The sequence below is a fragment of the Mesorhizobium sp. M0862 genome (assembly GCF_040319795.1).
Classification (GTDB): Bacteria; Pseudomonadota; Alphaproteobacteria; order Rhizobiales; family Rhizobiaceae; genus Mesorhizobium.
Genome location: NZ_JAMYOJ010000006.1, coordinates 1 through 25,033 on the forward strand (window position 1 = coordinate 1; position 25,033 = coordinate 25,033).

Below are 25,033 nucleotides of genomic sequence, written 5' to 3' on the forward strand. Positions count from 1 at the left end.
TGGATGATCTGCGCGAGCACAAGAAGCTCGCTCTACGCCAAGCCGCATGACCAGTTTCATGATCGCCCATTTTGCAGAACTTGACGCACACAACCCAGCTTTGCGCCTTGACCCACCGAGGGCTCTCCCTGGAACCAAATCCAAGCCTAAACTGTTCAAGTTGGTTACGACGCCGACGAGCCCTGCCGGCTGGGCAAGCGGCGCACTTGAGGAGCTCCCACCATGACCATCTCGTCCAGCTTTCGTTCGCTTGCGGTTGCGGCCATCACAACTGTGTCCGTCAGCGCTGCCAGCGCCGCGCATGCCGATAGCGGCACGATCCGCTTTGCCGTCTACAAGGCGGCCTTCTTCGTCGGCGGTTCCGGCGGCGAGGGGACGCTGACCTTCCACGGCCGCTCCTATCCCATCACGATCGGCGGCGTTTCGGGCGGCTTCGCCTTCGGGGTTTCCAAGACCTATTTCCGGGGCACCGTGCGCCATATCCGCAGGGTGCGGGATGCGACCGGCGTTTATGGCGCGGCCGGCGGTGGCGGCGCGCTCGGCAAGGGGGCGCAGGTGATCGTCATGACCAACGACAAGGGCGCCCAGCTCGAGCTTACCGGCCGGCAGGTGGGCCTGCAGGTGAATGCGGATCTGAGCGGGATGGCGATTTCGTTGAAGTAAGGGGCGTTGCGTCTGGGTGGGCAAGGTCGCCCAGGATGGTGGCAATCAGTAGGTCGGTCCCCCACTCCGTCTCGGCTTCGCCGAGCCACCTCTACCCCCACTTTCGTGGGGGAGAGGAAACGCTAATTTTGGAAGTCGCGGCTTCAAAGGCTTAGGTTCTGCCTCAAGAAAAACTTGGATTTCCTTCCTATGAAAGCTTGGCATTTCCTCTCCCCCACGGACGTGGGGGTAGAGGTGGCTCGGCGAAGCCGAGACGGAGTGGGGGCTGGCGCTGCCGTAGGCGATAGCCTTGCGCTTCTGACGGGTAAGCCTGGCTTGCAGCGCCGGACCGGCGCCACTACTGCCGCCAGCCCCCTACCGCTCCTCCACAATCCGCAAATACGCCGCCGTCACGAACAGCACGATCAGCCCGAACAAGATCCGCCGTGCCCCCTCCGGCATCTGCAGGATGGTCAGCAGTGTTGTCAGCACGGTCAGGATCAGGGCGCCGATGATGGTGCCGGTGTAGCCGCCGCGGCCGCCGAAGATGGAGGTGCCGCCGATGACGGCGGCGGCGACCGAGGGCAGCACCAGCGGTTCGGCGAGCGACAGCGAGGGGGCCTTGATCAGGCCGATATAGAGCAGGCCGGTGATGCCGGCGAGCACGCTGGAGGTGACGTAGAGCGCGGTGATGACCTGCCAGTATTGCACGCCCGACAGGCGGGTCGCGCGCTCATTGTCGCCGACGGCGTAGAGCAGGCGGCCGAAGCCGGTCCGGGCGAGCGTGAAGACGATGAGGGCGGCGAGCGGCACGAACAAAAGCAGCGCGTTGGGGAAGCCCCATGTCACGCCGGTGCCGAGCCAAGCCAGGAAGTCGGGGATTTTTGCGCCCGACGCGATCACCGTGCGCTGGTAGACCTGCAGGCAGCCGGTGCCGATCAGGCTGGTGCCCAGCGTCATGATCAGCGGGTGGACGCGGAAGACGCCGACGCCAATGCCATTGACGAGGCCGATCAGCACCGCCGGCATCATCGCCAGGAGGAACGCCACCGCCGGGTCCTGGTTGACCACTTGCGTGGCCATGATGAAGGCGCTCATCGTTGCCACCGTGCCGACCGACAGGTCGATGCCGCCGGTCAGCATGGTCATGGTCTGGCATCCCGCGAGGATCGCCAGCGGGATGGCGAATTTGATGGTGTTGGCGATCCAGCGCTCGTTGACGATGCCGGGGCGCAGGACCTGCAGGATTATAACCAGGATGGCGAGCAGGACGATCAGCGGGATGAGCGGGCGATCGGCCATGAAGCGCTTTATGCGGCGGCCGATGGGGACCGGGGTGATGGCGGTGGTGCTCATGGGGCGGCTCTTGCTCGCGATGAGGTTTGCAAGGTGCGGCAAGTTGGCGAGGACAGTGCTCTACGGCGCCCCCCTCTGGCCTGCCGGCCATCTCCCCCACTTGTGGGGAGATTGGCAGCTTCATCGCCTCGCTCATTCTTGCAAGGTTGGAGATTGGCGAAGGTCGTCGCGACATCCAATCTCCCCCCTTGTGGGGGAGATGTCCGGCAGGACAGAGGGGGGCGCGAAGGAACGCCGACGTCTCTCTGCGACAGCCCTCCCATCATTGCCGCCCCCGCATGGTGATAAACGCGCCGAACATCACCACCGCCACCATGATCAGCCCCTCGATAATAGCCGTGACATTCGGGTCGATAGCGAGCAGCGTCAAATCCGTGCGCACCAGGCGCAACACGAAGACGGCGACAATGGGGCCTAGCAGGCCGCCCTTGCCGCCGCCGAGGGCGACGCCGCCCAGCACCACGGCGGCGACGCTGGCCAAGAGATAAGGGCCGGGGATGGGGGCGCCGATGCCGGTGCTCATGGTCAGCGCCAGGCCACCGAAGGCGGCGAACAGGCCCGACAGCGCATAGGCGATGATACGGGTGCGCTTGACCGGCACGCCGGAGCGAAACGCCGCCAGTTCGCTCGAGCCGATGGCGTAGATGGAGAGGCCGAGGCGCGAGCGCCGCAGCGGTATCCAGATGACGCAGAGGCACACGATCAGCACCAGCAGCGCCTTGGGCAGCCAGGCGTCTATGGCGTCGGGCAGGCCGGGGATCGGTACGGTGCCAGAGATCAGCGCCTTCAGCCATTCGGCGATGCCGCCGCCCGGCGCGTCGAGTACCAGCAGGGCTGCACCCTGCAGCACGAACAGCATGGCCAGCGTCACGACAATGTCGGGCACGCGGGTGACGACGATGAGCAGGCCGTTGAGTGCGCCGAGCACGAAACCCATGGCCAGCACGAAGGGCACCACGAACAGCGCGTATTCCTCGCTCGCGCCATTCATCATCGACGCCGCGGTGACGCTGGTCAGCGCCATCATGGCGGCGACCGACAGGTCAATGCCGCCGGCGATGACGACGACGGTCTGCGCGGCGACTGCGAAGGCATAGGGCAGAACGGCTCGGGCGAGCGAGCCGAAATCATTGCTGCCATAGGCCGGCTGGATGATCCTGGTGGCGATGAACAGGACGATGAGCAGGGCGAACAGGCCGACAACCCAGCCCTGGCGGCGCAGGAAATGGCTCATGGCGCGGCCTCCGGCGAAGCCGAAGTGTTCGCGGTCGGATCAGCCAATATGCCGATATCGGCCTTGGCGCCGCGCGGCAGGCCGTAGGCGGCGCGCATCAGCGCCGGCTCGTCGGCCTCCTCGACCGGAAAAATGTCGACCAGGCGGCCGCCGAAGATGACGATGACGCGGTCGCAGACGCGCTGCACCTCCTCCAGCTCCGAGGTGTAGAACAGCACCGACTTGCCGTTGCCGGCGAGTTCGCGCAGCAGCTTGTAGATCTCCTGCTTGGTGCCGACATCGATGCCGCGCGTCGGGTCGAAGCACAGGATGGTGCGGGCATCCGCCGCGATCCAGCGGGCGATGGTCACCTTCTGCTGGTTGCCGCCGGACAGGCGCTGCACCTCGCCCTGCGCGCGGGTGTCGATCTGCAGCCGCTCGATGGCGCTGAGCACGGTCGCGCGTTCGCGGCGCATGTTGATCGGACCCCAGTTGCGCAAGGCAGCGCTGAAAGGCAGCGCGATGTTTTCGCGCACCGAGCGCTGCATGGCGAGCGCTTCCGAGCGGTCGCCCGGCACATAGGCAATGCCGGCGCGGATGGCGTCGATCGGATGCGAGAATTTCACCGGCTGGCCATCGACTTCGATGGTGCCGCCGGAGGGCCGGATCGAGCCGGCAAGGGCGGCGAACAACTCGTCCTGGCCCTGGCCTTCGAGCGCGACGACGCCGGCGACTTCGCCGTCGGCGAGATCGAAGGAGACATCGCTGAGCTTGGCGCCGACGCGCAGGTTTCGCACCGAAATGCGCGGCCGGGTGGTCGCGGGCGCGGCCTTCTCGGCAGCGCTGCGGGCCGCGACATGGGTTTTGACGATGCGGGTGCCGAGCATCAGCTCGACGATCTTTTCTTCCACGCCCGGCACGATGTCGACGACGCCGACGGTCTCGCCGTCCCGCAGCACGGTGGCGCGGTCGCACAGCGCCGAGATTTCGACGAAGCGGTGCGAGATGAAGATCACGGCGCGGCCCGAATCGCCTTGGCGGCGCACCACTTCCAGCACCTTTTCAGCAAGGTTGGCGGGCAGGGCCGCCGTCATCTCGTCAAGCAGCAGCACGTCGGGCTCGACGGCGAGCGCCCGCGCCAGGTCGAGCACGCGCAGCACGGCGAGCGGGATGTCGCGCGCGGTGTCGCGCAGATCGAGGTCGGCAATGCCGAGCTCGCGCACCCAGGCGCGGAACGGCTCGACCGGCGTGCCGGTGAGCCTGAGATTGGACAGCACGTCGAGATCGGGGATCAGCGACGGCTCCTGGTAGACGGGCAGCAGCCCGGCGCGGCGCGCGGCGGCCGGCGAGCGAATGTCGCGCGCCTCGCCACGGATCAGGATGCGGCCGGAGTTCGCCGGAATGGCGCCGGTCAGGATTTTCACCAGCGTCGACTTGCCGGCGCCGTTGGCGCCCATCAGCGCGTGGACCTCGCCCGGCAGCACGGAGAGCGACGCGTTGCGAAGTGCTGCAACCGCGCCGTAGTTCTTGGCGACGCCGGTGGCGTCGAGGAGGGGGCTGGTGGTCAAATCGATGTCCGCATCAGAAATTCTCTTGCTGGCGCTCTACGGCGCCCCCCTCTGTCCTGCCGGACATCTCCCCCAAAAGGGGGGAGATTGGCAGTTCCGGCGCCGCCCCTCGTCTTGCGACGTAGAAAATTAGCGAAAGCCGAGATGACAGCCAATCTCCCCACCTGTGGGGGAGATGTCCGGCAGGACAGAGGGGGGCGCCGCAGAGCGCTAGTCTGTGTGGCGAGGACGGCCGTTCGCCGTCCTCGCCAGTTCATTCAAACCAGGCTTACTCCCCCGGCCCCTTGCAGGCCACGATCTGCTCTTTCGTGTAGGTCGTCCACTCAGGGATCGAGATCGAGACCGGCCATTCCGGGCTGAGCGACGGGTCGGCGGCTGCCTTCAGCTTGGCCTTGCCTTCGTCGGTGGCGTTGTCCCACAGCTGCGGGTCGACCAGCACGGTCTGCTGCGCCGGCTTCTTGCCGTCGAGGATCTGCAGCGCCAGCGTCACGCCCGCGCCGCCGATCGAGCCGGGGTTGGTGACGGCTGCACCGACGAGACCTTTCACCGAGCTCAGCTGGCCGACGAAGCCGGCATTGTCGGCGCCGACCACCGGCACCAGCGGCGCCTGCGATTCGACCAGCGCGTCGACGATGACGTTGTCGATGCCCGACGTCCACACGCCGTTGAAGGGCGTGCCGGTGGCCAGGAACGACAGCATCTGCTGCTTGGCCTGATCCTGCTGCCAGCCGGTGAAGACTTCCTGCGCCACCTTCACGCCGGGGTTTTCGGCCAGCGCCTTCTTGAAGCCTTTGTCGCGATCGCTATCGGCCGAGGCGCCGGCGGCGCCGCGCATGTAGAACACTTCGCCCTTGCCGCCCATCTGCTGGAACAGCCATTTGGCGCCGAGATAGGCATACTGTTCCTGGTTGTTGGAGATGATGTAGGCCGACGGTTCGGTCACCGCCTGGTCGACGGCAACGACGACGATGCCGGCCTTGGTGGCTTCTTCCAAGCCCGCCTTGATGCCGGCGGGATCAGCGGGGTTGACGACGATGGCGTCGACCTTGGCGCTGATCAGATTGCGGATGTCTTCGAGTTGGCCGGCGGCATCGGTGTTGCGGTGGGCGATGTTGAGCTTCGTCACTTCGCCCGAAGCCAGCGCCTGCGCCTTCATGGCGCAGACCATTTCCTCGCGCCAGCCATTGCCCTGCACGGTGTTGGAAATGCCGATCGTATATTTGGCTTCGGCCGACGACACGCCCATCGATGCCAGCAAGGCAGCGCCCGCAAGCAACGGGACCATGGTCAGTATTTTCTTCATGTCAGTACTCCTCCACATTGTTGTTTTTCGTCTCAGGGCCAGACCCTTCGGCAGGATCGGACCAAGTCATTCACCTCGTCATTTGACGAAGGGGCGCAGCACGTCGCGGGCGAGCAGGAAGCCCCGCTTCACCGCATCGTCGTTGCCTTCAAACCGCCTGTCCTCATGTTCGATGATGACCGAGCCGTCATAGCCGGCGCGGTAGAGGCCGGAGAAGAAGCCGCTCCAGTCGACATCGCCCAATCCCGGCATGCGCGGCACCTGCCAGCCTATCCCGGCGGAAAGAATCCCGCGCTCATACAAACCATCATGATCGATCATCAAATCCTTGGCGTGGACATGCAGCATGTAGGGGCCGAACTCCCGGATGAAACGGCCCCGGTCGATCATTTGCCAGACCAGGTGCGAGGGGTCGAAATTCATGCCGACCTCGCCGCCCCAGGCCTCGAGGATGCGCCGCCAGATGTAGGGCGAATAGGCGATGTTGTGCCCGCCCGGCCACTCGTCATAACTGAAGATCATCGGGCAGTTCTCGAAGGTGAGTTTTACCCCGTGATCGCGCGCATAGGCGACGGTCTCGGGCCAGACTTTCAGCGCGTCCTGCCAGTTGACGTCGACGGTCTTCGAGGCATCGCCACCGCAGAAGGTGTTGACCACCGGCACGCCCATATTGGCGGCCAGCACGATGACCTTCTTCAGATGGCCGATGACGGCCTCGCGATGGGCGGGGTCCGGATGCAACGGGTTGGGATAGTAGCCGAGGCCGGAGACCGTCAGCTTCTTCTCCGTCAGCGAAGCGACGATCTCCTTGGCCTGCGCCGCCGAGGTGGAAGCGGCATCGATATGGCTGGTGCCGGCATAGCGCCGCGTCGCGCCGGAGGTCTTCGGCCAGCAGGCGATTTCCAGCGCCTCGAAGCCGGCCGAGTGCGCCCAGCCGGCGACCTCGCCAAGCGGCGTCTCCGCAAACGGTGCCGTAAGAACTCCAAGTTTCATTCTGCCTCCCTAGACCCGACGACTATAATGCCGATTGTTTGGATCGCTTCAACCTCGCGACCTCATCTTGTTCAAGACTGTGCCGGACAGCCGCCATCGGATCGTCCGACAGCAGGTCGCCCAGCGCCGATGTGACGGCCGCGCGGAACGTATCGTCGGCGGCAAGGCCGGGGTCGAATATCCCGTCGATGGCAAGGATGGCGGACACCAGCGCCTGTGCATCATGGCCGGTGGCGTCGGCGATCGCGGCGACCTTGCCGGCATAGGGGTCCGACACCGGCCAGCGTCTGCCGAAACGTCCCGAGGCCTGGATCAGATAGGCCATCCAGCCGGCGACCGGCACCGACAGCAGCCCGATGCTTTGGCCCTGGCTCAGCCGGTCGCGGATCGGGTTGAGCAGGCGCTGGACGATCTTCTGCGAACCGTCGGTCGCGACCTGGTGGTTGCGGTGGCGGATCGCGGTGTTCTTCAGCCGGGCAAGACTCTGCTCGACATAGGCGAGCGGCAGGACGCCGGATACCGGCATCAGCGTCGGCACAGTCTCCTCGACCAGCATGCGCCTGATGAAGTCCGACAGCAGCGGGTTGGCTATGGCGTCCGATGTGTGCTCGAGCCCGGCCAGCACGCCGAGCGTCGCCAGTGTCGTCTGGGCGCCGTTCAGCACCCGCATCTTGAGATGCTCGAACGGCGTGACGTCGTCGACGAAGGTGGCGCCGACCAGATCCCAGCGCGGCATGCGGCCGGCGAATTTTTCCTCGATCACCCACTGCCGGAACGGCTCACCGACAGCGACGGCGGCATCGTGGTAGCCGAACCATTGTTCGACACTATCGAGGTCATCCTGCGTCACCGCCGGCGCAATGCGGTCGACCATGGCCGAGGGGAATGCGACGTTGGCCGCGATCCAATCGGCCAGCCCATTGCCGCGCGGTTCGGCAAAGCTGCGCACGACGTTGCCGAGGATGACGCCATTGGCCGGAATGTTGTCGCAGGACAGCAGCGTCAGCGGCCGCCCGTGCGTGGCCCGGCGCTGCTCCAGCGCCCGCACCAACAGGCCGGGCACGCTGCGCGGCGTCTCGGGGTTGGCGAGGTCATGGACGATATCAGGGTGGCCGAGGTCGAGTTCGCCGCTGGACGGGACGTGGCAATAGCCTTTTTCGGTCACCGTCATCGTCACCAACTCGATATCCGGTGAGATCAGCACACCGAGCGCCGGTGCGGCACTCTCCTGGCTGTCGACCACCCGGACGATGCTGCCGATGACGCGCGCCTCGATGTGGCTGTTCTCGCGGATCAGCCTTGTGTAGAGCCCGCCCTGCCGTCCCAGCGTGTCGGCAAGGCTGGGCGGACGGATGTTGATGCCGACGATGCCCCAGCGGTCGAAGCGCAGCGAGATGAGATCGTCGGTGTATTCGGCCTGATGGCAGCGATGGAAGGCGCCGACGCCGAGATGCGCCATGCCGGGCGCCAGGAGCGTACGGTCATAGGACGGTGTCTGCACCGAAGCCGGCAAGCGATCGAGCAGCGCCGGGCCGAGCGGCTCTATGGCGCTCACCGGTTCGCCCCGATCACCGCCTGTTCTTGGTCGACAACCGCGCCGGTCATCGGGCCGGCGGCGTCGGACAGCAGGAAGACGGCGAGGCTGGCGATGTCGTCCGGCGTCAGCAACCGGCCGAAAGGCTGCGCGGCATTGGCCTTCTCGAGCCAGCCGGGGCCGTTGCCCAAAGTCTCCGCCTGCATGATGCGTTCGGCCGGCGTGTCGGTCCAGCCGACATTGATGCCGTTGACGCGGATGCGGTCGAAACGGTGGGCGTTGGCGGCGTTCTTGGTCAGCGTCGCCAGCGCGCCCTTGCTGGCGGAATAGACGGCAAGCTCCGGCGAGCCGCAATGGGCGTTGATCGACAGGATGTTGAGAATGGCGCCGCCTTGGCCGCGCTTCTTCATGTCGGTGATCGCGGCCTGCATCAGGAAGAACGGCGCGCGCGTGTTGACGGCAAACAGCGCCGCCCAGTCGTCGAGGCTGGCGTCGAGGAAGGAGGCGCGATCGGTCAGGCCGGCGGCGTTGACCAGCGCATCGATGCGGCCGAAGCGCTCGATGCAGGCTTGCGCCAGAAGGGTGGGGGCGTCAGGATCGGCAAGGTCGGCGGCGACGAAGATGGTCGGCGTGCCCATTTGCGAAAGCTCGGCCGCCACAGCCTCGCCACGCGTCTTCTCTCGGCCGGTGACCAGCAGCCCGGCGGCACCGGAACGCGCCAGCGACTCGGCAATGGCGCGGCCAATGCCTTGCGTCGACCCGGTGACCAGAGCCACCTTGCCGTCAAGCCGGATCTCCATTCCTCCTCCCGGGAATAAAGTTTCTATTTTGAGAAATATGGAACGGCAATTCCCGATAGTCAATTGGACCAGTGACGCCTCATTCGCCGCGCCGCGCCGCCACGCCATGGACCAGCGCCATCCCAACGGCGAGCGAGGCCGCCAGTGAGCGGAAGCCGGCAAAGTCGGATTCCACCACTTCCAGCCAGCTGTCCGAGAGCGGGATCAGCGGGCTGAAGGTGCTGTCGGTGACGGTGACGATACGCGCCTTGCGCTCATGCGCCACCGCGACGAGATCGGGCGTGATCGAATTGTAGGGGCTGAAGGAGACAGCGAGCACGGCATCCCTGCCGCCGATGCAGCCGATCTGGTCGAGTGCGGAGGACCCGACATTGTCGACCAGCACGTTGCGCACGCCTTGCTGCGAGAGCGTCAGCGAGAGATAGGCGGTGACGGGAAAGGCGCGCTTGGAGCCGATGACATAGATCAGCTCGGCCGCCGCCAGCAGCGCCACCATCTTGTCGAAACTCTCGACGTCGAAGCCGGTCTCGATGCGGCCCAGCGAGGCCTGCGATGCGCCGACCATGCCGTGCAGGAAATGCAGATTTGGCTCGGTCTCGGTGCGCGGTTCGCCGCGCCCTTCCGGCCATGAGCCCTTGATGTGCTCCTTGAACAGGCCCTGGAAATCGGAAAAGCCGGAATAGCCGAAGATCTGGGCAAAGCGCACCAGCGTCGAGGGCTGCACGCCGGCCTGTGCCGCAACCTGCGCGATGGTGCCGAGCGCGACGTCGCTCGGGTGCTGCCACAGGAAGATCGCCACCTGGCGCAGCCGCTTGGGGAAGTGCACCGTGCCCGACGACAGCACGGCGCGCAGCTCCTCATAGGTCTGCGGCTGGATGTAGCCGAGGGCGGCCAGAGAGCGCCCGCGCTTGCGCGTCGCCGCCTCGTCGGTGCTGGACCGTGCGGATGCCTTGCTTGCCCCACTCATGATTTCAGGCTAGCGCGATACGATCGTTTTACAATATGAAAATTGGAAATCATGTTCGAAAGCGGTCTGCCGGGAGGAGCTTGAAAATGGTCTACGCAACATCGGACGGATCGGCGGGCAAGCGGCTCAGGGTCGGCATGGTCGGCGGCGGTCGCAATGCCTTTATCGGCGCCGTGCATCGGCTGGCCATGCGCCTGGACGACCAGATCGTACTGGTCGCCGGCGCGCTGTCGTCGGACCCGGAAAACGCCGCCGCCTCGGCCGCCGAGATCGGCATCGCGCCCGAGCGCAGCTATGCCGATTATCGCGCCATGGCACGAGCCGAAGCGGCGCGGCCGGACGGCATCGAGGCGGTGGTCATCGTCACGCCCAACCATCTGCACGCGCCGATCGCCACGGCCTTTCTCGAGGCCGGCATCGACGTGATCTGCGACAAGCCGCTGTCGACGACGCTGGCCGACGCAGAAGCATTGGTGGCGCTGGCGCAGGTGAAAAAGCGCCGCTTCGTCGTCACGCTCAACAACACCGGCTACGCCATGGTCCGCCAGGCGCGCGAGATGGTGGCGGCGGGCGCGCTTGGCCGCATCGTGTCCGTGCATGGCGCCTACATCCAGGACTGGCTGACCACGCCGATCGACGCCGAGGGCCAGAAGCAGGCGGAGTGGCGCACCGATCCGGCGCGCGCCGGGCAGTCGGCGGTGCTGGCCGATATCGGCGTGCATGCCTTCAACCTGGCAAGCTATATCTCCGGCTGTGAGGCCGAGGCGGTGTCGGCGGATCTGTTCACTGCCGTGCCGGGACGCCGGCTCGACGACAATGCGCATGTGCTGGTGCGCTGGACCGGCGGGGCGCGCGGCACGATCCTCGCCAGCCAGACCTCGCCCGGCCACTACAATGATCTCTCGGTGCGCATCTATGGCGACAAAGCCGGGCTCGAATGGTCGGGCGGCCGGCCGGAAGAACTGCGCTTCTCCATCTACGGCGAGGAGACCCGCACGCTGGTGCGCGGCGGCCATGGCTCGACCACTGAGAGCCAGCGCGTTTCGCGCATGCCGGCGGCGCATCCGGAGGGCTATATCGAGGCCTTCGCCAATTTCTACCGCGACGCCGCCGATATCATTCGCGCGCACCGTTCGGGCGGGACGGTTGATCCGGCGCGCGCGGCACAGGTGCCCGATGTCGTCGATGGCGCGCGGGGGGTGAAGTTTGTTGCTGCGGCGGTGGAGTCGAATGCTGCGGGCGGGGCTTGGACGGCGGCAAGGTTCGGGTGAGGCGAGCTATCCCTTGATCGCCGAGCCGACGATGGAATCGACGAAGAAGCGCTGCAGGAAGGCGAACAGGATGAGCGGCGGCAGCACGGCCAGCGTGGCGCCGGCCATCACCAGGCCGGTGTTGACCGCGCCCCTGTTGTAGCTCAGCAACCGGCTCAGGCTGATGACGATCGGATAGGCGTCGGCATTGCCCTGCAGCACGGTCAGCGGCCACAGATAGCTGTTCCAGTGATAGACGAAGGCGAAGAGGGCCAGAGCCGCGATTGCGGGGGCGACGCTCGGCGCGACGATCTTGTAGAGGATCAAGAACTCCGAGGCGCCGTCCATGCGCGCGGCGTCGATGAGCTCGTCGGGCACGCCGGAGATGAACTGGCGCATCAGGAAGATGCCGAAAGCATTGGCGAGATTGGGCACGATGATGCCGGCGAGGCTGGCGTTGAGGCCGATCGAGCCGACCAGGCGATAGAGCGGGATCAACGTCACGATCGGCGGCAGGAACATGGTGGCGATCAGCACAGAAAACAGCAGCGACTTGGCGGGGAAGTGGTATTTGGCGAATGCGTAGCCGGCCATCATGCTGGTCAGCAGGATGCCGGCGGTGGTGATCGAGGCGATGACCAGAGAATTCCACATCGAGCGGCCGACATTGACCACGCCCGACACCTTCTCATAGGCGTCGAGGCTCGGCGTAAGGGGGATCCACACCGGCGGCACCTGCATGCTCTCGGCCGGCGTCTTGAGGCTCGACAGCACCATCCAGACCAGCGGGAAGGCCGAGGCGACGGCGACCAGCAGCATCAGCGTCGCCAGCAGCGCCTTGTGGCCGGACGGGCGCCGGCGCGACAGCCGGCTCGACGATCCCGCGCTCATTCGTCGTTCTTCCGGTTGGCGAAGGCAAACAGCGCGCAGACGACGACAATCAGCGAAAGCATCAGCATGACCGCCATGGCCGAACCCAGTCCACCCTGCGCACGCTCGATGCCGACGCGGCGGATGTGGTAGGTGAGCACATTGGTCGAGCCGACCGGCCCGCCCTGCGTGATCAGGGCAACCGGCTCGAACACCTGCACGGCGTTGATGATGGCGATGACGGCGCTGAACAACAGCGTGCGCCGCATCAGCGGCAGCGTGATGAAGCGGAACTGCTCGAAGCGGTTGGCGCCATCGAGCTTCGCCGCCTCGTAGAGGCTGCCTTGGATCTGCGTCAGCCCGGCGATCGCCAAGACGGTGAAGTAACCGACCTGTTGCCAGACATTGAGAAAGATGATCGAGATCAGCGCCGAGCGCGGCGACGACAGGAAAGGCTGCGGGCCGATGCCGATCAGACCGAGCATCTGGTTGAGCGGGCCTTCGCTCGGCGAATAGAGTTTCGACCACACCAGCGCGACAGCGATCATCGGCACCATGTAGGTGGCAAACAGCACCGTGCGCAGCGCCGTGCCGCCGGGCACATCCTGCTGGTAGACCATCAGGCCGAAGGCCACCGACAGAGGCAGGATGAGGACGACGGAGAGCGCGGTGTAGACGGCTGTGTTGGCGAACGCGACCTTGAAATCGCGGCCAACCGAGGAGACGCCAAAAATGTCGCGGAAATTGTCGAGGCCGATGAAGCTGGCGCTGGAAAACGGCGTCTGCGTCGACCAGTCCTGGAACGACAGGCCAGACGGTGAGCAGCATCGGCAACAGGACGAAGATGCCGATCAGCGTCACGGCGGGCGCCAGCATGATGCCCGCCGAGGCACGGTACCTCTGAATCATTATTTGGCGGCGCGCTCCAGGATCGAAATGGCGTCGGCCTGCGCCGTCGCCTGCGCATCCTTGGCCGAGACCTGGCCATACTGCAACGCCTCGAGCGTCTGCTGCAGCGATTCCGAGAATTCCTGGCCGCCCGGCACCACCGGGAACGGCTTGGCGTCGGTGAGCACGCTGACATAGCCGGAGAGGAATTCCGAGCCGAGCTTGTCCTTGTGCGCCTCGATGTCGGAGAGGCGTGAGGGCAGGATGCCCATCGACATGAGGATATCCGACATCGCGGAAGCGCCGTTCTTGCCGGACTTTGGATTGTTCAGCCAGGCGAGGAAGTCCCATGCCGCCTTCTGCTCGGCCGCACCTGCATTGGCGTTGACCACGGTCATCCAGGAGTAAGAGATCGAATGCGGCTTGTCGCCGCTCGGGCCGACGGGAAGCGGCGCCGTTGCAATGTCGGCGAACTTGTCGCCCATGCCGGCCTTCAGCGCGCTCTCCCACCAATTGGCCATGATGATCATGCCGGTCTTGCCGGAGACGAAATTGTCGAGGAAGGGGCCGGTGGTGTTGGCGTCGGCTGTCGCCATCGCCGGCACGCTGGCGCCCGACTTGATCAGGTCTTCATAGAGCTGGAATGTCTCGGCGGCCTGCGGGCTGTCGAGCACCGGCTTGCCGTCCTTGACCAGGTCGCCGCCATTGGAGACCAGCAGCGAGGCGAAGGGGTGGACGACACCGGCGGCCCATGAATTGATCATGCCGAAGCCTTGCTGTCCCGCATCCTTGTTGGTCAGCTTTTTCGCCGCGTCCTTGAACTCGTCCCAGGTCTTGGGTGGCGCCGCGATGCCGGCCTGCTTGAACAGCGCCTTGTTGTAGTTCAGCGCATAGACGTCGATTTCGTTGGGGATGCCATAAAGCGTGCCGCCGACCGAGGCGGCGCTGGTGATGCCCGCCGGCCAGGCGGCCTTGACCTCGCTGGCCACCGCATCGGGAGCGGGCGCGACCAGCTTGTCGCGCGCCAGTTCCGGCAACCAGAGATCGTAGATGCCGCCGATGGTTGGGCCGTCCGCGCCGCCGCCTTGCGAGCGCAGCGTGGTCAGGAGGTCGCCGAAGGGGACGGCGCGCACGGTGACGCTGACATCCGGATTGGTCTTGGCATAATCCTTGGCCGCCGCTTCCAGCAGCGCCACCGTCTCCGGCGACCAGTGGGTGAGATAGGAGATGTTGACCGATTGCGCCCAGGCCGTGGCGGGCAGGATGGCGAGGCCTGCGGCCAGTGCCAGTTTCGACGTCCAGGCAAACGACATTCCTCATCCTCCCTATCGGTTCACATGAGGTTATGACAAGTCAGCGCGGCGACGCAAGGGCTTGCTGGCGAAAAAGTCTCACATGGTACGGTCACAGATTTCTTTGCGGCGCTGGAATGTGGATATTTATCGTTATGTAACAAACGGATGCGGGTACTGCAATGTCGTGAGGGGGCCAACGCCGCCATTCCTGAGGCGCAGCAGACCTCTTGCGAATACCGCTATGTCATTATAATGACTTTTGCCGAACCAATGACTTCTCACGGCACCGGAACGCCGCGGGACGCCAAGACAGAGAACAATGGGAGACTGGCAATGAGCATGCTTTCACTTCACCGGCGCGCAGCGCTTAGGCTGATCGGCGGCCTTGCCGCCGCCTGCGCCGGCGTCTTTCCCTCATTGCCGGCGCGAGCCGCCGACAGCACGGTGACGCTGTGGAGCTGGCGCACCGAGGACGAGGCCGCGATGCGCCGCATCTTCGATGCCTTCGAGGTGAAGAAGCCCGGCATCAAGGTCGCCATCCAGTTCACGCCCGATGCCGATTACCAGAACCGGCTGAGCACGGCGCTGCGCGGCGGCCGCGGGCCCGACATCGCCCAGCTCAAGGCCTATGGCGAATTGCAGCCCTTCGTCGAGGCCGGCTATCTCGACGCGCTGGACGACAGCGTGCCGGAGCTGAAGAACATGGAGGACGCGGCGCTTGGCGGCGCGCGCGGCCGCGCTGACGGAAAAGTCTACGGTGTGCCCTACTCGGTGCCGATGATGGGCGTCTTCTACAACCAGGATATTTTCGCCGCCCAGGGCATCGAGATCCCCAAGACCTACAAGGATTTCACCGCTGTCTGCGAGAAGCTGAAGGCGGCCGGCATCACGCCGATCGCCACCGGCGGCGCCAACGGCTCGGCCTGGGAGTTGGAGATCGCCGTCGGCGTGGTCGGCCCGACCGTCTATGGTCCTGAATTCTACGACGAGATGATGAGCGGCAAGGCGACGTTCGAGGATCCGCGCTATGTGGCGGCGCTGAAGCGCTTCGCCGAGCTGAAGCCGTATTTCCCCGACGGCTTCGCCGGCATCGACTACACCACCGCCACGCAGCAGTTCATCGGCGGCAAGGCGGCGATGTTCCTCGGCGGTTCGTTCGAGAACGGCAGCTTCAAGGCGCAGAACCCGAAGCTGAAATTCTCGATCTTCCCGTTCCCCGCCGACGATGCCGGGGCAAAACTCTACACCTCGGCCTTCTCCGACGGCTCCTATGGCCTGGTCTCCGAGAGCCAGAACAAGGAAGCCGCGACCAAGGTGCTGGGCTTCATGGCTTCGGCAGAGTTCGCGCAGATGTTCGCCGACGAGCTCGGCTGGCCGCCGGCCCGCACGGATGTGACGGTGAAGGATCCAGTGCTGGCCGCGATGATGGAGATGGCGAAGAATTCGACGCCCTATCTGACGCTGGTCGGCTTCCGCTGGCAGTCGCCGACGGCGTCTTCGGTGCTGCAGTCGGAGATCATCGACATGGTCGAAGGCAACATCGCGCCGGAGAAGCTGGCGGCCGACATGCAGGCCGCGGTCGCCACCTGGTTCAAGCCGAAGCAGTAGGCGCGGCCGGTCGCAAAAGCGGCCGGCCTCTCACGGACCAGAAAAGCGCATGAGCACCCTTCGCCGCACCAGCAGCCTTCGCCGCACGCAGCAGCGCATGGCCGTGCTGTTCATCCTGCCGGCGCTGGCGGTCTATGCGCTGTTCGTCCTCTATCCCCTGGGGATGTCGCTGTGGGGCAGCTTCTTCGTCTGGAAGGGGCTGCGCATGGTCGAGTTCGCCGGCCTGTCGAATTTCTCAAGGCTGTTCGTTTTCCCCAGCGGCGCGCGGCTCTACGGCGCGCTGTGGCACAACACCGCCTGGTTCTTCGGCATCATGCTGTTCCAGAACGGAATCGGGCTTTTGTTCGCCTGGCTGCTGTTCCTGCGCGACAGGGGTGCTGCGTTCTTCCAGTCGGTGTTCTTCTTTCCGGCGGTGCTGAGCCCGGTCATCGTCGGCGCGCTGTGGCGGTTGCTTTTGGCACCGGGCGGCGTCGTCGAATGGGCGCTCAACGGGCTTGGCCTGCACCAGGGCAGCCTGACCGTGCTCGGCAACAGCCACACCGCGCTCGCCATGCTGATCGCCGTCGATGCCTGGAACTGGATGGGCCTGCCGGTGCTGATCTACACGGCAGGTCTGCGGCAGATTTCCGGCCAGATTTTTGAGGCGGCAAAACTTGACGGCGCCGGCAATGCGCGCATGCTGTTCTCGATCGCGCTGCCGCTGCTGATGCCGGCGCTGGGCACGCTGACGACGCTGTCGTTCATCAACACCTTCAACCAGTTCGACATCGTCTATGTCATGCAGGGCGTGCAGGGCAATCCGAGCTATTCGACCGACACGCTGGTGACCTACTTCTACCGGCTGGCCTTCGGCGCGGAAGGTGCTGTCGGCATCACCGATATCGGTCTGGCTTTGGCGCTCGGCACCGTGCTGTTCTTGATCCTCAGCATCGGCACGCTCATGATGCTGCGCTTCTTCGACCGCCGCACGGTGCAGCTATGAGCGCGCTGGCGATTTCGCAAAGACCGGCCATCTTTCTGCAGCTGGCGCGGCTGCCCGGTTGGACGGTGCTGATCGTATGGACGGCGGCTGTGCTGTTGCCGCTCTACATCCTCATCGTCTCCTGTTTCAAGACCACGGCCGAGATCTACGACAACAGGCTCGGCCTGCCGCAAAGCTTTGCCTTCGACAATTTCGTCAACGCCTGGACGCGCGCCGATCTCGGCCAGAATTTCATCAACAGCCTGATCGTAACCGGCGGCGCGGTCATCCTCACCATCGTCGTCTCGGCGATGGCCGCCTATCCGCTCAGCCGATACAGACTCGGCTGGAATGCCATCATGCTCGGCCTGTTCCTGTCCGGCATCATGCTGCCGATCCGGCTCGCCTCGGTCGAACTGTTCACGCTGATGCGCAATCTCGGCCTGCTGGATTCGCTGACCGGGCTGATCCTGGTCTATTCGGCGATCCGCATTCCCTTCGCCGTCTTCATCTTCGCCAATTTCATGCGCGTCTTACCCTCCGAGTTGGACGAGGCCGCGCGCATGGACGGCGCCGGCGAGGTGCGCATCCTGTTCCAGATCATCCTGCCGATGGTCAAGCCGGCGGTGTCGATCGTGGCCATCTTCACCGCGATCGCGGTGTGGAACGATTTCTTCTTCCCGCTGATCTTCATCTTCGACGACCGCTACAAGACGGTGCCGCTGGCGATCAGCGTCTTCGTCGGCCAGTTCCGCACCGACTGGGGCCTGGTGTTCGCCTCGCTGGCGATATCCATGGCGCCCATCCTGATCATGTATTGTCTGCTGGCGCGCCAGATTCGCGAAGGCGTGGGCACCGGAGGGGGCATGAAATGATCGAAGACAGAATTTATGCGGCGAAATCGATCCTGGTGGTCGGCGCGCACGCCTTCGATGCCGAGGTGATGGCCGGGCCGCTGGCGGCCGCTGCCGTCAAGCGCGGCGCCACGGTGACTTTCCTGCATCTGACCATGGGTGAGCAGGGCCATCCGTACCTGGTTCCCGCGCATTATTGCGTGCAGAAGGAAGAGGAAGCGGGCAGCGCGGCGGAGCGGCTCGGCGTCACCATGCGTGGCTTTGGCCTGCGCGACGGCTTCCTGCCCACAGACGATCAGACGGCGCTCGAAGTGGGCGACATCATTCGCGAGCTGAAACCCGAGATCGTCATCACCCATTGGCACGGCAGCTGGCACAAGGACCATCGCGCCGCCGCGCATTTGACCAAGACCGGTATCTTCTTCGCCGGACTGCCGACCGTTGCCAGCGACCATCCGGCGCATACGCCGCAACTGCTGCTGTTCGGCGAGAACTGGGAGGACGATGACGGCTTCCGGCCCGAGCATCTCGTCGATGTCAGCGACGGGTTCGAGGCCTGGCGCGACGCGGTCATGGAGTATGAGCTGGCGCGCGGCCTGAGCAGCTTCCCCTATGTCGACTATTACAGTTCGCTCTACCGGCTGCGCGGCTGCCTGCGCGGCACGCGCCATGCGCAGGCCTTCGCGGCGGCGTCGCATTCGTGGAATGCCGGCAGCGGCCTGTTCTCGCTCCCCTTCGGCAAAGGGTCCGGTCGATGACGCGGGTACTCGCCATCGATCTCGGCGCCACCAATCTGCGCGCCGGCGTATCTACGGGCGATGTCGGTGGGTTGGAGGCGCTGGGCAGCGAGCCGGCGCCGGCAACCCTTGATGCCTTCATTGCGCGCATCGACGCGCTGTGCGCTGAGGCCGGGCCGGTCTCAGCGCTTGGCATCGCGGTGCCGGGTCTGGTCGAGGGCTCAATTTGCCGCTGGATCCCCAACCTGCCGTTCCTCGACGGCGTCGACATCCAGACGCTGTTTCCCAAACTGCGCGTAGCGATCGGCAATGACGCACAGATTGCGCTGCTGGCGGAGGCTGTCGAAGGCAGTGCGAAAAACATGTCGGATGCGATCCTGCTCGCCATCGGCACCGGCATCGGTTCGGCGGTGCTGGCCAATGGCCGCATCGTTGCCGGCGCGCATGGCGGCGCCTGCTCGTTCGGCTGGGCCTGCGCCGACGTCAAAGATCATGGCGAGGAGCGCAGCGGCTGGCTGGAGCGCGTCGCGTCGGGCCGGGCGCTTGATGCCCTTGCCGGACAGATCGGCCTTGCCGACGGCCGCCAGCTGATCGCCGCTGCCCAGGCCGGCGAACTGGCCGCACTCACCTTGCTTGAACTGCCGGCGCGACAGCTCGGCACCGCGCTTGCAGGCGCTGTCGCGCTGCTCGATCCGCAAGCGGTTCTGATTTCGGGTGGTTTGGCGGAGGCGCTGGATGTGATCCGGCCGCCGCTGCTTGCAGCGCTGCGACGCCAACTGCCGCCGCATCTGCGCGGCATCGACGTCAAGCCGGGAAAATTCGGTCCCCGCGCCGGCCTCGTCGGCGCGGCGCTGGCCGGCGCCGTTGGGCAAGGGTGGAGGCAGGTGCGATGAGCGAAGCAAGCTTTCAGCAGCCGGACCGCAGACGGCCGGAGCCGCTCTGGTATCAGGTCGAAGAGGCGATCCGCGCCATCGTCAAGAGCGGCGAATGGGCAACGGGCGACCAGATCCCGGCGGAGGACAGGCTGTGCGCCCTGTTCGGCGTCAGCCGTATCACGCTGCGCCACGCGCTGCGCAATCTCGAGGAGGCCGGGCTGCTCAGGCGCGAACATGGCCGCGGCACGTTCGTGCGCTCGACCACGCTGGTCGCCGGCACGCGCGAGCTGACCAGCTTTACCCAGGAGATGGGCAATATTGGCGTGGTCGCGGGCTCGCGCCTGCTCGACTGCAGCCTGACCACCGCCAATGCGGCGGCTGCCGGCGCGCTGGAGATCGAGGAGGGCGATCCGGTGGTGCGCATTCGCAGGCTGCGGCTCGGCAACAACGAGCCGATCGGCATCCAGACGGCGCAGCTGTCGGCCGTGCGCGTGCCGGGCTTCCTCGATGCCGGCCTGCTGCAGGGCTCGCTCTACGAGGCGCTGGAGCGCCATTACGGCATCGTGCCGGTGGCCGCGCGGGAGAACTACCGGGTCGGCGCGGTCGGCGCGGCGGACGCCGAACTGCTCGACCTCGCTGTCGGCAGCCCGGCCTTCGTCGTCGAACGCATCACCACCGACGAGCGCGGCCCGTTCGAATTCACGGTCTCGATCATGCGCGGCGACCGCTACGAAATCCGCTCGACGCTGCGCGCCGGACGCGTGCCGCTGAACCCGAGAAGCTGATCCATTCCAGACCGACACAGCAAACAGGAGTACCCACGTGTCCGATCTCTACATCCACCGTCTCGCCGCCCTCATCGACCAGGCTGCGAAAGCCAATGAAGAGGCCTTTGGCCAGGCCGCCAGCCGCTTTGCCGACTCGCTCGAGGGCGGCGGGCTGGTGCATCTCTATGGCTCCGGCCATTCGGTGCTGCCGGTGCAGGAGGTGTTTCCGCGCTATGGCAGCTATGTCGGCTTCAACCCGCTGACCGACCCGCGCGTGATGTGGCACAATGTGCTCGGCGCCGGCGGCGTGCGCGAGCTTTTGTGGCTGGAGCGTACGGAAAAATACGCCGAAAAATTCCTCGACCACCAGCCGCTCAACAAGGGCGATTCCATCATCATCTTCGGCCATAGCGGCCGCAACTCGTCGGGCATCGACACCGCGCTATACGCCAGGAAGCGCGGCATCTTCGTCGTCGCGGTCACCAGCAAGAACAATCTGGACAAGCCGGCGACGCACTCCTCCGGCAAGCGGCTGGCAGATGCCGCCGACCTCGTCATCGACACCTGTTCGCCGATCGAGGACGCCATCGTGCCGGTCGAGGGCTGGAGCCGGCCGGTGTCGGGCTCATCGACGGTGCTTGCCATGATCCTGGCGCATGAGCTGATCGCGCGCACGGCCGAGCAGCTCGCCAAGCGCGGCATCGAACTGCCGGTCTTCGCCTCGCCGACCATTGCCGGCGTGACGCTGCACGACACCGACGTCATCTACGGCGTCTACCGCGAGCGCATGCTGGAGGCGCAGCAGAAGCACCTGCCGACCTTCCAGGCAACGATGCGCGGAGAGTGAAAAAAGGGAGGCCCGGCACATGCCGGGCCTCCGACGTCTCGTTCCGCAATTCCTATCCGCTCAACGCCGCTTCGGGCGCCCGGCAGGCGATTTGTTGCCGCGCGGGCCGCTCTGAACCGGCGTGTTGCCCTGGTTTTCCTCCGACAGCTTGCGCCAGCGGGCAAGGCGCTCAGGGTCGAGCGTACCCGCCTTCAACGCAGCCTGCACCGCGCAGCCCGGTTCGTGGACATGGGTGCAGTCGCGGAATTTGCACAGCGGTGCGAGCTCGGTGATTTCGGCAAACAGCGTGTCGATGCCGGAGGCGACGTCGCTGACATGCAGCGTGCGCATGCCCGGCGTGTCGATCACCCAGCCGCCGCCGGCAATGGGGTGCAGCGATCTGGCTGTGGTGGTGTGGCGACCCTTGGCATCGTGCTCGCGAATGCCCGCAGTCTGTTGCGGCGATTGCTGCGCCGATCCGGCCAGCGTGTTGACCAGCGTCGATTTGCCGACCCCGGAGGAGCCGACCAGCGCCACCGTCTGCCCTGCGCCACACCAGGGAGCAAGCGCCGCTGCGGCATCGGCGACGCGCGGGTTCAGCATCACCACGGCCAGTCCGCGCTGCAGGGCTGTTGCCTGTTTCAGATACGCCTCGGCGTCGTCAGCCGTATCGGCCTTGGTCAGCAGGATCACTGGCGTCGTTCCGGCCTCGTTGGCAAGCGCCAAATAGCGCTCGAGCCGGGCGATGTTGAAATCGGCATTGCAGGACGTCACGATGAACAGCGTGTCGACATTGGCCGCGGCCAGCTGCGGGATCCTGCCGCCCTGTGTGCGGCGCTCCAGCACCGTCTTGCGAGTCAGGCGGCGGCGCAGCAGATGCGTGTGAGGCTCGACCAGCACCCAGTCGCCGACGGCATAGTCGCCGGTGTTGGCATTGGCCGGCAGCGTCAGATCCACTGGCCCTGACAGAGACAGACCGGCCAGACGGTCGCGGTGCACCGAAGCGATGCGTGCCGGTACGAGGTCTGCCTCATCGGCTTCAAGCTGGTCGCCGAAGAAATCCGTCCAGCCCAGGCTTGCGAGGGAAGCCGTCACGGCTTTGACCAGGGGGACGGCGTCACAGACATCGGAGAGTATCCTTTGGCAAAATGGGCGCGGACCCTCGGGGCGGTTGTTCAAGCCGTGTATGGGCGGCATGGCGGAATTTGGCAAGCCGAACCGCGCCGATGGCCGAGCCGTTTCGCGCACCACGTTGGAACGGATCGCGGCGGTGGTTCGCTGATGCGCTTACGCGTCGTTACTCTCAATGTCTGCAACACGGAAGGCGAACCGGAGCGCCTGGCGGCCATCAACCGGGAGCTGAGGCGGCTCGACCCCCATCTGTCGCTCTCCAGGACGTCGTCCAGACAGCCGATGTGAAATCCCTCGATACGCTGCCGATGGTCTTGATTTGCATGCCACGCATCAGGCCTCGTCGTCGACCTCGAAGTTGGCAGGGACGGCTGAGGATGGCAGGTCGAGAAGCCTGCCAAAAGGGGGAGGGGGATGGCCGGTACCGCAGGGGGCGGGGGGTTGGGATGGGGTTGCCTGAAGCACCGGCCAAAGCGGGACAAGTCCCACGCCCACAAGCTAGCAGAGCTTGGATCGGTTCATATGGTGTGATCGCGGAACTGGCGCAAAAGCGCTTTCACATCCCCGCGCAGGCGTCGGCAACGAGCCCGCAACCGGGGGTTTCCGGTCGGTTGGTGGATTGCGCAAGCGTCGGTTGAAGGCGCTGCGGGAGGCTGTCGTTTTTAGTGCGGTTCGAGTGCTATGCGCTCAGCGACAGGTGCTCAAGGCAGGGCAATCGCGTGGCGCCACCACATGCGATTGTCCTGCTTACGCCACCGGCAGCGTTCGCCCCGCAATCAGATCCGCAGCCTTCTCCGCAATCATGACTACGGCGGCGTTGGTGTTCGACGACACGATGCTTGGCATGACCGAGCTGTCGCAGACACGCAGGCCTTGCAGACCGCGCACGCGCAGCTCGGGATCGACGACGCTGTCGGCATCGCCGCCCATCCGGCAGGTGCCGACTGGGTGATAGGCGCTGCGGCCATGTTCTCGGGCGAAGGCTTCGAGTGCTGAGCGCCCCTGCATCGCCTTGCCGGGCAGATGCTCGCGGCTGATGTATTTGGCGAAGGCCGGCTGCGACAGGATTTCGCGGCTGATCTCGATGCCGTCGATGGCGCGTTCGAGATCATAGCGCTCGGCGAACGGGTTGGGGTCGATGATGGGCGCATCGCGCAGGTCCGCGGACTTGAGCGTGACGCTGCCGCGCGAACGCGGGCGCACATGGTAGGAGTTCAGCGTGCAGCCATTGCCGCCGGGAACCGAGCCGATGCCTTCCTCAACGCCGGCGCCGGGCAGGAAATGGAACTGGATGTCGGGCGTCTTCTCCGCGCGGTCGCCCCACCAGAAGCCGCCGGCCTCGACGATGTTGGAGGCCACCGGCCCCTTGCCGAACAGCGCATATTCGAGACCGGCAACCGCCTGCCAGCGCTTCTTCTTGTAACGGTCGATGCCATGCGGGCCGTTGAGTTCGGCGACGACGTCGACGTCCATGTGATCGTGCAAATTCTGGCCGACGTTTTTGGAATCGTGGATCACCTTGATGCCGTGCTGGCCGAGATGCGCGGCCGGGCCGATGCCGGACAGCATCAGCAATTTCGGCGAGCCGATGGCGCCGGCGGTGACGATGACTTCGCGCTCGGCGCGGAGCAGTTCGGTGCGGCCATTGGCGATGATCTCCACGCCAATGGCACGGCCGTTCTCGACCACGATGCGGCTGACGGAGGCGTCGGTGCGTAGCGTCAGATTCTTGCGGCCGAGCGCCGGCTTCAGATAGGCGACCGCCGTGCTCGAGCGTTTCCCCCGACGCGTCGTCGTCTGGTAGAAGCCGGCGCCCGCCTGCTCACCGGCGTTGAAGTCGGCGCGGAAAGGAAGGCCCGCCTGCTGCGCCGCCTTGACAAAGATGCGGGTCAGCGGATGCGGCGCACCGCTGGAGACGCCGAGCGGGCCGTCAATGCCATGCTGCGCATCGGCAAACGTGTCGTTGCCCTCGGAGCGGACGAAGTAGGGCAGCACGTCGGCATAGCTCCATCCGGCACAGCCATCGTCGGTCGCCCAGCCATCGTAGTCCTGCGGGCAACCACGGGTGAACACCTGGGCGTTGATCGAGGAGCCGCCGCCGAGCACACGCGCCTGCGGATAGACCATGGTGCGGCCGTCGATCTCCTTGCCGGGCGCGGTGTCATAGCCCCAGATCAGCGGCCCCGACGTCATCTTGAAGAAGCCGACCGGCAAATGGATGTAGCGGTCGGTGTCGGGCGGACCGGCCTCGAGCAGCACGACGGACACGTCCGGGTCCTCGCTCAGCCGCGCGGCCAGAATGCAGCCGGCCGAGCCGCCGCCGACGATGATGTAATCCGCCATTTCCACTCCAGGCTCTCTTTTGGGAGCAAGATCTCCGGACAAAACGGTTTCCCGTTTGTCCGAGAAAACCGGTTCCCACTTTTCGGGATCAAGCTCCTGCCAGCGGTGATCACCGCCCCTTCCTCTTGCGCGCGACGATCTCAAGTCGCTTGTGCCGCGTCAAGAGAAAGGGTATGGTTATCGTGTTGAAGGGTTGTCGTACAAGTGGAGGAGCTTGACGATCCTCACCAGGAGGTCCCGGCCGCGCGCTCT

Annotated in this window: 23 protein-coding genes; 10 read left to right on the plus strand and 13 right to left on the minus strand. The window is 65.5% G+C overall.

What is annotated here, in order from left to right:
- Positions 1-222 precede the first annotated feature (222 nt).
- Positions 223-663 (plus strand): lipid-binding SYLF domain-containing protein, encoded by a 441-nt coding sequence (locus NKI15_RS10835; RefSeq protein ID WP_023686526.1) that lies wholly within the window; start codon positions 223-225, stop codon positions 661-663.
- 354 nt (positions 664-1,017) lie between these two features.
- Here NKI15_RS10835 and NKI15_RS10840 read toward each other — a convergent pair whose 3' ends face one another.
- The 8 genes from NKI15_RS10840 to NKI15_RS10875 form a co-directional block, all read right to left on the minus strand.
- Positions 1,018-1,998, minus strand: a complete 981-nt coding sequence (locus NKI15_RS10840) for an ABC transporter permease (protein WP_023833652.1) — start codon at positions 1,996-1,998, stop codon at positions 1,018-1,020.
- 262 nt (positions 1,999-2,260) lie between these two features.
- Positions 2,261-3,232, minus strand: a complete 972-nt coding sequence (locus NKI15_RS10845) for an ABC transporter permease (protein ID WP_023669686.1) — start codon at positions 3,230-3,232, stop codon at positions 2,261-2,263.
- A complete protein-coding gene (locus NKI15_RS10850; RefSeq protein WP_352514040.1) occupies positions 3,229-4,779 on the minus strand; it encodes a sugar ABC transporter ATP-binding protein in 1,551 nt (516 codons plus the stop codon). Before NKI15_RS10850 ends, NKI15_RS10845 begins: the two co-directional genes overlap by 4 nt.
- Before the next feature lie 268 nt (positions 4,780-5,047).
- Positions 5,048-6,082 carry an ABC transporter substrate-binding protein gene (locus NKI15_RS10855; RefSeq protein ID WP_023704174.1) on the minus strand — a complete coding sequence of 345 codons (1,035 nt, stop codon included), beginning with the start codon at positions 6,080-6,082 and terminating at the stop codon, positions 5,048-5,050.
- 78 nt (positions 6,083-6,160) lie between these two features.
- Entirely contained in the window at positions 6,161-7,075 is a 915-nt protein-coding gene (locus NKI15_RS10860; RefSeq protein WP_352675326.1) for a sugar phosphate isomerase/epimerase family protein, read from the minus strand.
- 22 nt (positions 7,076-7,097) lie between these two features.
- Positions 7,098-8,630 carry a mannitol dehydrogenase family protein gene (locus NKI15_RS10865; protein ID WP_023747062.1) on the minus strand — a complete coding sequence of 511 codons (1,533 nt, stop codon included), beginning with the start codon at positions 8,628-8,630 and terminating at the stop codon, positions 7,098-7,100.
- Positions 8,627-9,409, minus strand: a complete 783-nt coding sequence (locus tag NKI15_RS10870) for an SDR family oxidoreductase (RefSeq protein ID WP_023747063.1) — start codon at positions 9,407-9,409, stop codon at positions 8,627-8,629. Before NKI15_RS10870 ends, NKI15_RS10865 begins: the two co-directional genes overlap by 4 nt.
- A gap of 79 nt (positions 9,410-9,488) precedes the next feature.
- Positions 9,489-10,376 (minus strand): MurR/RpiR family transcriptional regulator, encoded by an 888-nt coding sequence (locus NKI15_RS10875; RefSeq protein WP_023747064.1) that lies wholly within the window; start codon positions 10,374-10,376, stop codon positions 9,489-9,491.
- A gap of 86 nt (positions 10,377-10,462) precedes the next feature.
- On the opposite strand from NKI15_RS10875, the gene NKI15_RS10880 reads away from it, so the two are divergent.
- Positions 10,463-11,647 (plus strand): Gfo/Idh/MocA family protein, encoded by a 1,185-nt coding sequence (locus NKI15_RS10880; RefSeq protein ID WP_023747065.1) that lies wholly within the window; start codon positions 10,463-10,465, stop codon positions 11,645-11,647.
- 6 nt (positions 11,648-11,653) lie between these two features.
- Here the strand turns inward: NKI15_RS10880 and NKI15_RS10885 are convergent, their stop codons facing one another.
- The 3 genes from NKI15_RS10885 to NKI15_RS10895 form a co-directional block, all read right to left on the minus strand.
- Positions 11,654-12,517, minus strand: a complete 864-nt coding sequence (locus tag NKI15_RS10885; RefSeq protein ID WP_023750102.1) for a carbohydrate ABC transporter permease — start codon at positions 12,515-12,517, stop codon at positions 11,654-11,656.
- Entirely contained in the window at positions 12,514-13,116 is a 603-nt protein-coding gene (locus NKI15_RS10890) for a carbohydrate ABC transporter permease (protein WP_352886093.1), read from the minus strand. Before NKI15_RS10890 ends, NKI15_RS10885 begins: the two co-directional genes overlap by 4 nt.
- Positions 13,117-13,404: 288 nt before the next feature.
- A complete protein-coding gene (locus NKI15_RS10895; RefSeq protein WP_023747068.1) occupies positions 13,405-14,697 on the minus strand; it encodes an ABC transporter substrate-binding protein in 1,293 nt (430 codons plus the stop codon).
- Positions 14,698-15,012: 315 nt separating this feature from the next.
- On the opposite strand from NKI15_RS10895, the gene NKI15_RS10900 reads away from it, so the two are divergent.
- Genes NKI15_RS10900 through NKI15_RS10930 form a run of 7 tightly spaced genes read left to right on the plus strand, consistent with a single transcriptional unit; the run spans position 15,013 to position 21,328 of the window.
- Positions 15,013-16,287: an extracellular solute-binding protein gene (locus NKI15_RS10900; RefSeq protein WP_023747069.1), complete on the plus strand. Its 1,275-nt coding sequence runs from the start codon at positions 15,013-15,015 to the stop codon at positions 16,285-16,287.
- A 49-nt stretch (positions 16,288-16,336) separates the two neighbouring features.
- Entirely contained in the window at positions 16,337-17,269 is a 933-nt protein-coding gene (locus NKI15_RS10905; RefSeq protein WP_023747070.1) for a carbohydrate ABC transporter permease, read from the plus strand.
- The gene (locus NKI15_RS10910) at positions 17,266-18,123 is read left to right on the plus strand and encodes a carbohydrate ABC transporter permease (protein WP_023747071.1); all 858 of its coding nucleotides are present in this window, start codon (positions 17,266-17,268) and stop codon (positions 18,121-18,123) included. Before NKI15_RS10905 ends, NKI15_RS10910 begins: the two co-directional genes overlap by 4 nt.
- Positions 18,120-18,860: a PIG-L deacetylase family protein gene (locus NKI15_RS10915; protein WP_031195993.1), complete on the plus strand. Its 741-nt coding sequence runs from the start codon at positions 18,120-18,122 to the stop codon at positions 18,858-18,860. The genes NKI15_RS10910 and NKI15_RS10915 overlap by 4 nt, the downstream gene beginning before the upstream one ends.
- A complete protein-coding gene (locus NKI15_RS10920; protein WP_352886096.1) occupies positions 18,857-19,732 on the plus strand; it encodes an ROK family protein in 876 nt (291 codons plus the stop codon). The genes NKI15_RS10915 and NKI15_RS10920 overlap by 4 nt, the downstream gene beginning before the upstream one ends.
- Positions 19,729-20,499: a GntR family transcriptional regulator gene (locus NKI15_RS10925; protein ID WP_023824597.1), complete on the plus strand. Its 771-nt coding sequence runs from the start codon at positions 19,729-19,731 to the stop codon at positions 20,497-20,499. Before NKI15_RS10920 ends, NKI15_RS10925 begins: the two co-directional genes overlap by 4 nt.
- Before the next feature lie 37 nt (positions 20,500-20,536).
- Positions 20,537-21,328: a sugar isomerase domain-containing protein gene (locus NKI15_RS10930; protein ID WP_023700933.1), complete on the plus strand. Its 792-nt coding sequence runs from the start codon at positions 20,537-20,539 to the stop codon at positions 21,326-21,328.
- A gap of 60 nt (positions 21,329-21,388) precedes the next feature.
- Here NKI15_RS10930 and rsgA read toward each other — a convergent pair whose 3' ends face one another.
- On the minus strand, positions 21,389-22,402 hold the full coding sequence (rsgA, locus tag NKI15_RS10935) for a ribosome small subunit-dependent GTPase A (RefSeq protein WP_352886098.1): 1,014 nt from the start codon (positions 22,400-22,402) through the stop codon (positions 21,389-21,391).
- Positions 22,403-22,588: 186 nt separating this feature from the next.
- Between rsgA and NKI15_RS10940 the strand changes: the two genes are divergently transcribed.
- Complete coding sequence (locus tag NKI15_RS10940) at positions 22,589-22,726, plus strand: hypothetical protein (RefSeq protein ID WP_156936362.1); 138 nt, start codon at positions 22,589-22,591, stop codon at positions 22,724-22,726.
- 459 nt (positions 22,727-23,185) lie between these two features.
- On the opposite strand, the gene NKI15_RS10945 is transcribed toward NKI15_RS10940, so the two are convergent.
- Positions 23,186-24,781, minus strand: a complete 1,596-nt coding sequence (locus tag NKI15_RS10945) for a GMC family oxidoreductase (protein ID WP_352514028.1) — start codon at positions 24,779-24,781, stop codon at positions 23,186-23,188.
- Positions 24,782-25,033 lie beyond the last annotated feature (252 nt).

Bases quoted from the DNA above. Each gene is read 5' to 3' on its own strand.
- NKI15_RS10835 (WP_023686526.1), top strand. From the start codon at position 223: ATGACCATCTCGTCCAGCTTTCGTTCGCTTGCGGTTGCGGCCATCACA.
- NKI15_RS10840 (WP_023833652.1), bottom strand. From the start codon at position 1,998: ATGAGCACCACCGCCATCACCCCGGTCCCCATCGGCCGCCGCATAAAG.
- NKI15_RS10845 (WP_023669686.1), bottom strand. From the start codon at position 3,232: ATGAGCCATTTCCTGCGCCGCCAGGGCTGGGTTGTCGGCCTGTTCGCC.
- NKI15_RS10855 (WP_023704174.1), bottom strand. From the start codon at position 6,082: ATGAAGAAAATACTGACCATGGTCCCGTTGCTTGCGGGCGCTGCCTTG.
- NKI15_RS10860 (WP_352675326.1), bottom strand. From the start codon at position 7,075: ATGAAACTTGGAGTTCTTACGGCACCGTTTGCGGAGACGCCGCTTGGC.
- NKI15_RS10870 (WP_023747063.1), bottom strand. From the start codon at position 9,409: ATGGAGATCCGGCTTGACGGCAAGGTGGCTCTGGTCACCGGGTCGACG.
- NKI15_RS10875 (WP_023747064.1), bottom strand. From the start codon at position 10,376: ATGAGTGGGGCAAGCAAGGCATCCGCACGGTCCAGCACCGACGAGGCG.
- NKI15_RS10880 (WP_023747065.1), top strand. From the start codon at position 10,463: ATGGTCTACGCAACATCGGACGGATCGGCGGGCAAGCGGCTCAGGGTC.
- NKI15_RS10885 (WP_023750102.1), bottom strand. From the start codon at position 12,517: ATGAGCGCGGGATCGTCGAGCCGGCTGTCGCGCCGGCGCCCGTCCGGC.
- NKI15_RS10890 (WP_352886093.1), bottom strand. From the start codon at position 13,116: ATGGTCTACCAGCAGGATGTGCCCGGCGGCACGGCGCTGCGCACGGTG.
- NKI15_RS10895 (WP_023747068.1), bottom strand. From the start codon at position 14,697: ATGTCGTTTGCCTGGACGTCGAAACTGGCACTGGCCGCAGGCCTCGCC.
- NKI15_RS10900 (WP_023747069.1), top strand. From the start codon at position 15,013: ATGAGCATGCTTTCACTTCACCGGCGCGCAGCGCTTAGGCTGATCGGC.
- NKI15_RS10905 (WP_023747070.1), top strand. From the start codon at position 16,337: ATGAGCACCCTTCGCCGCACCAGCAGCCTTCGCCGCACGCAGCAGCGC.
- NKI15_RS10910 (WP_023747071.1), top strand. From the start codon at position 17,266: ATGAGCGCGCTGGCGATTTCGCAAAGACCGGCCATCTTTCTGCAGCTG.
- NKI15_RS10915 (WP_031195993.1), top strand. From the start codon at position 18,120: ATGATCGAAGACAGAATTTATGCGGCGAAATCGATCCTGGTGGTCGGC.
- NKI15_RS10920 (WP_352886096.1), top strand. From the start codon at position 18,857: ATGACGCGGGTACTCGCCATCGATCTCGGCGCCACCAATCTGCGCGCC.
- NKI15_RS10925 (WP_023824597.1), top strand. From the start codon at position 19,729: ATGAGCGAAGCAAGCTTTCAGCAGCCGGACCGCAGACGGCCGGAGCCG.
- NKI15_RS10940 (WP_156936362.1), top strand. From the start codon at position 22,589: ATGCGCTTACGCGTCGTTACTCTCAATGTCTGCAACACGGAAGGCGAA.
- NKI15_RS10945 (WP_352514028.1), bottom strand. From the start codon at position 24,781: ATGGCGGATTACATCATCGTCGGCGGCGGCTCGGCCGGCTGCATTCTG.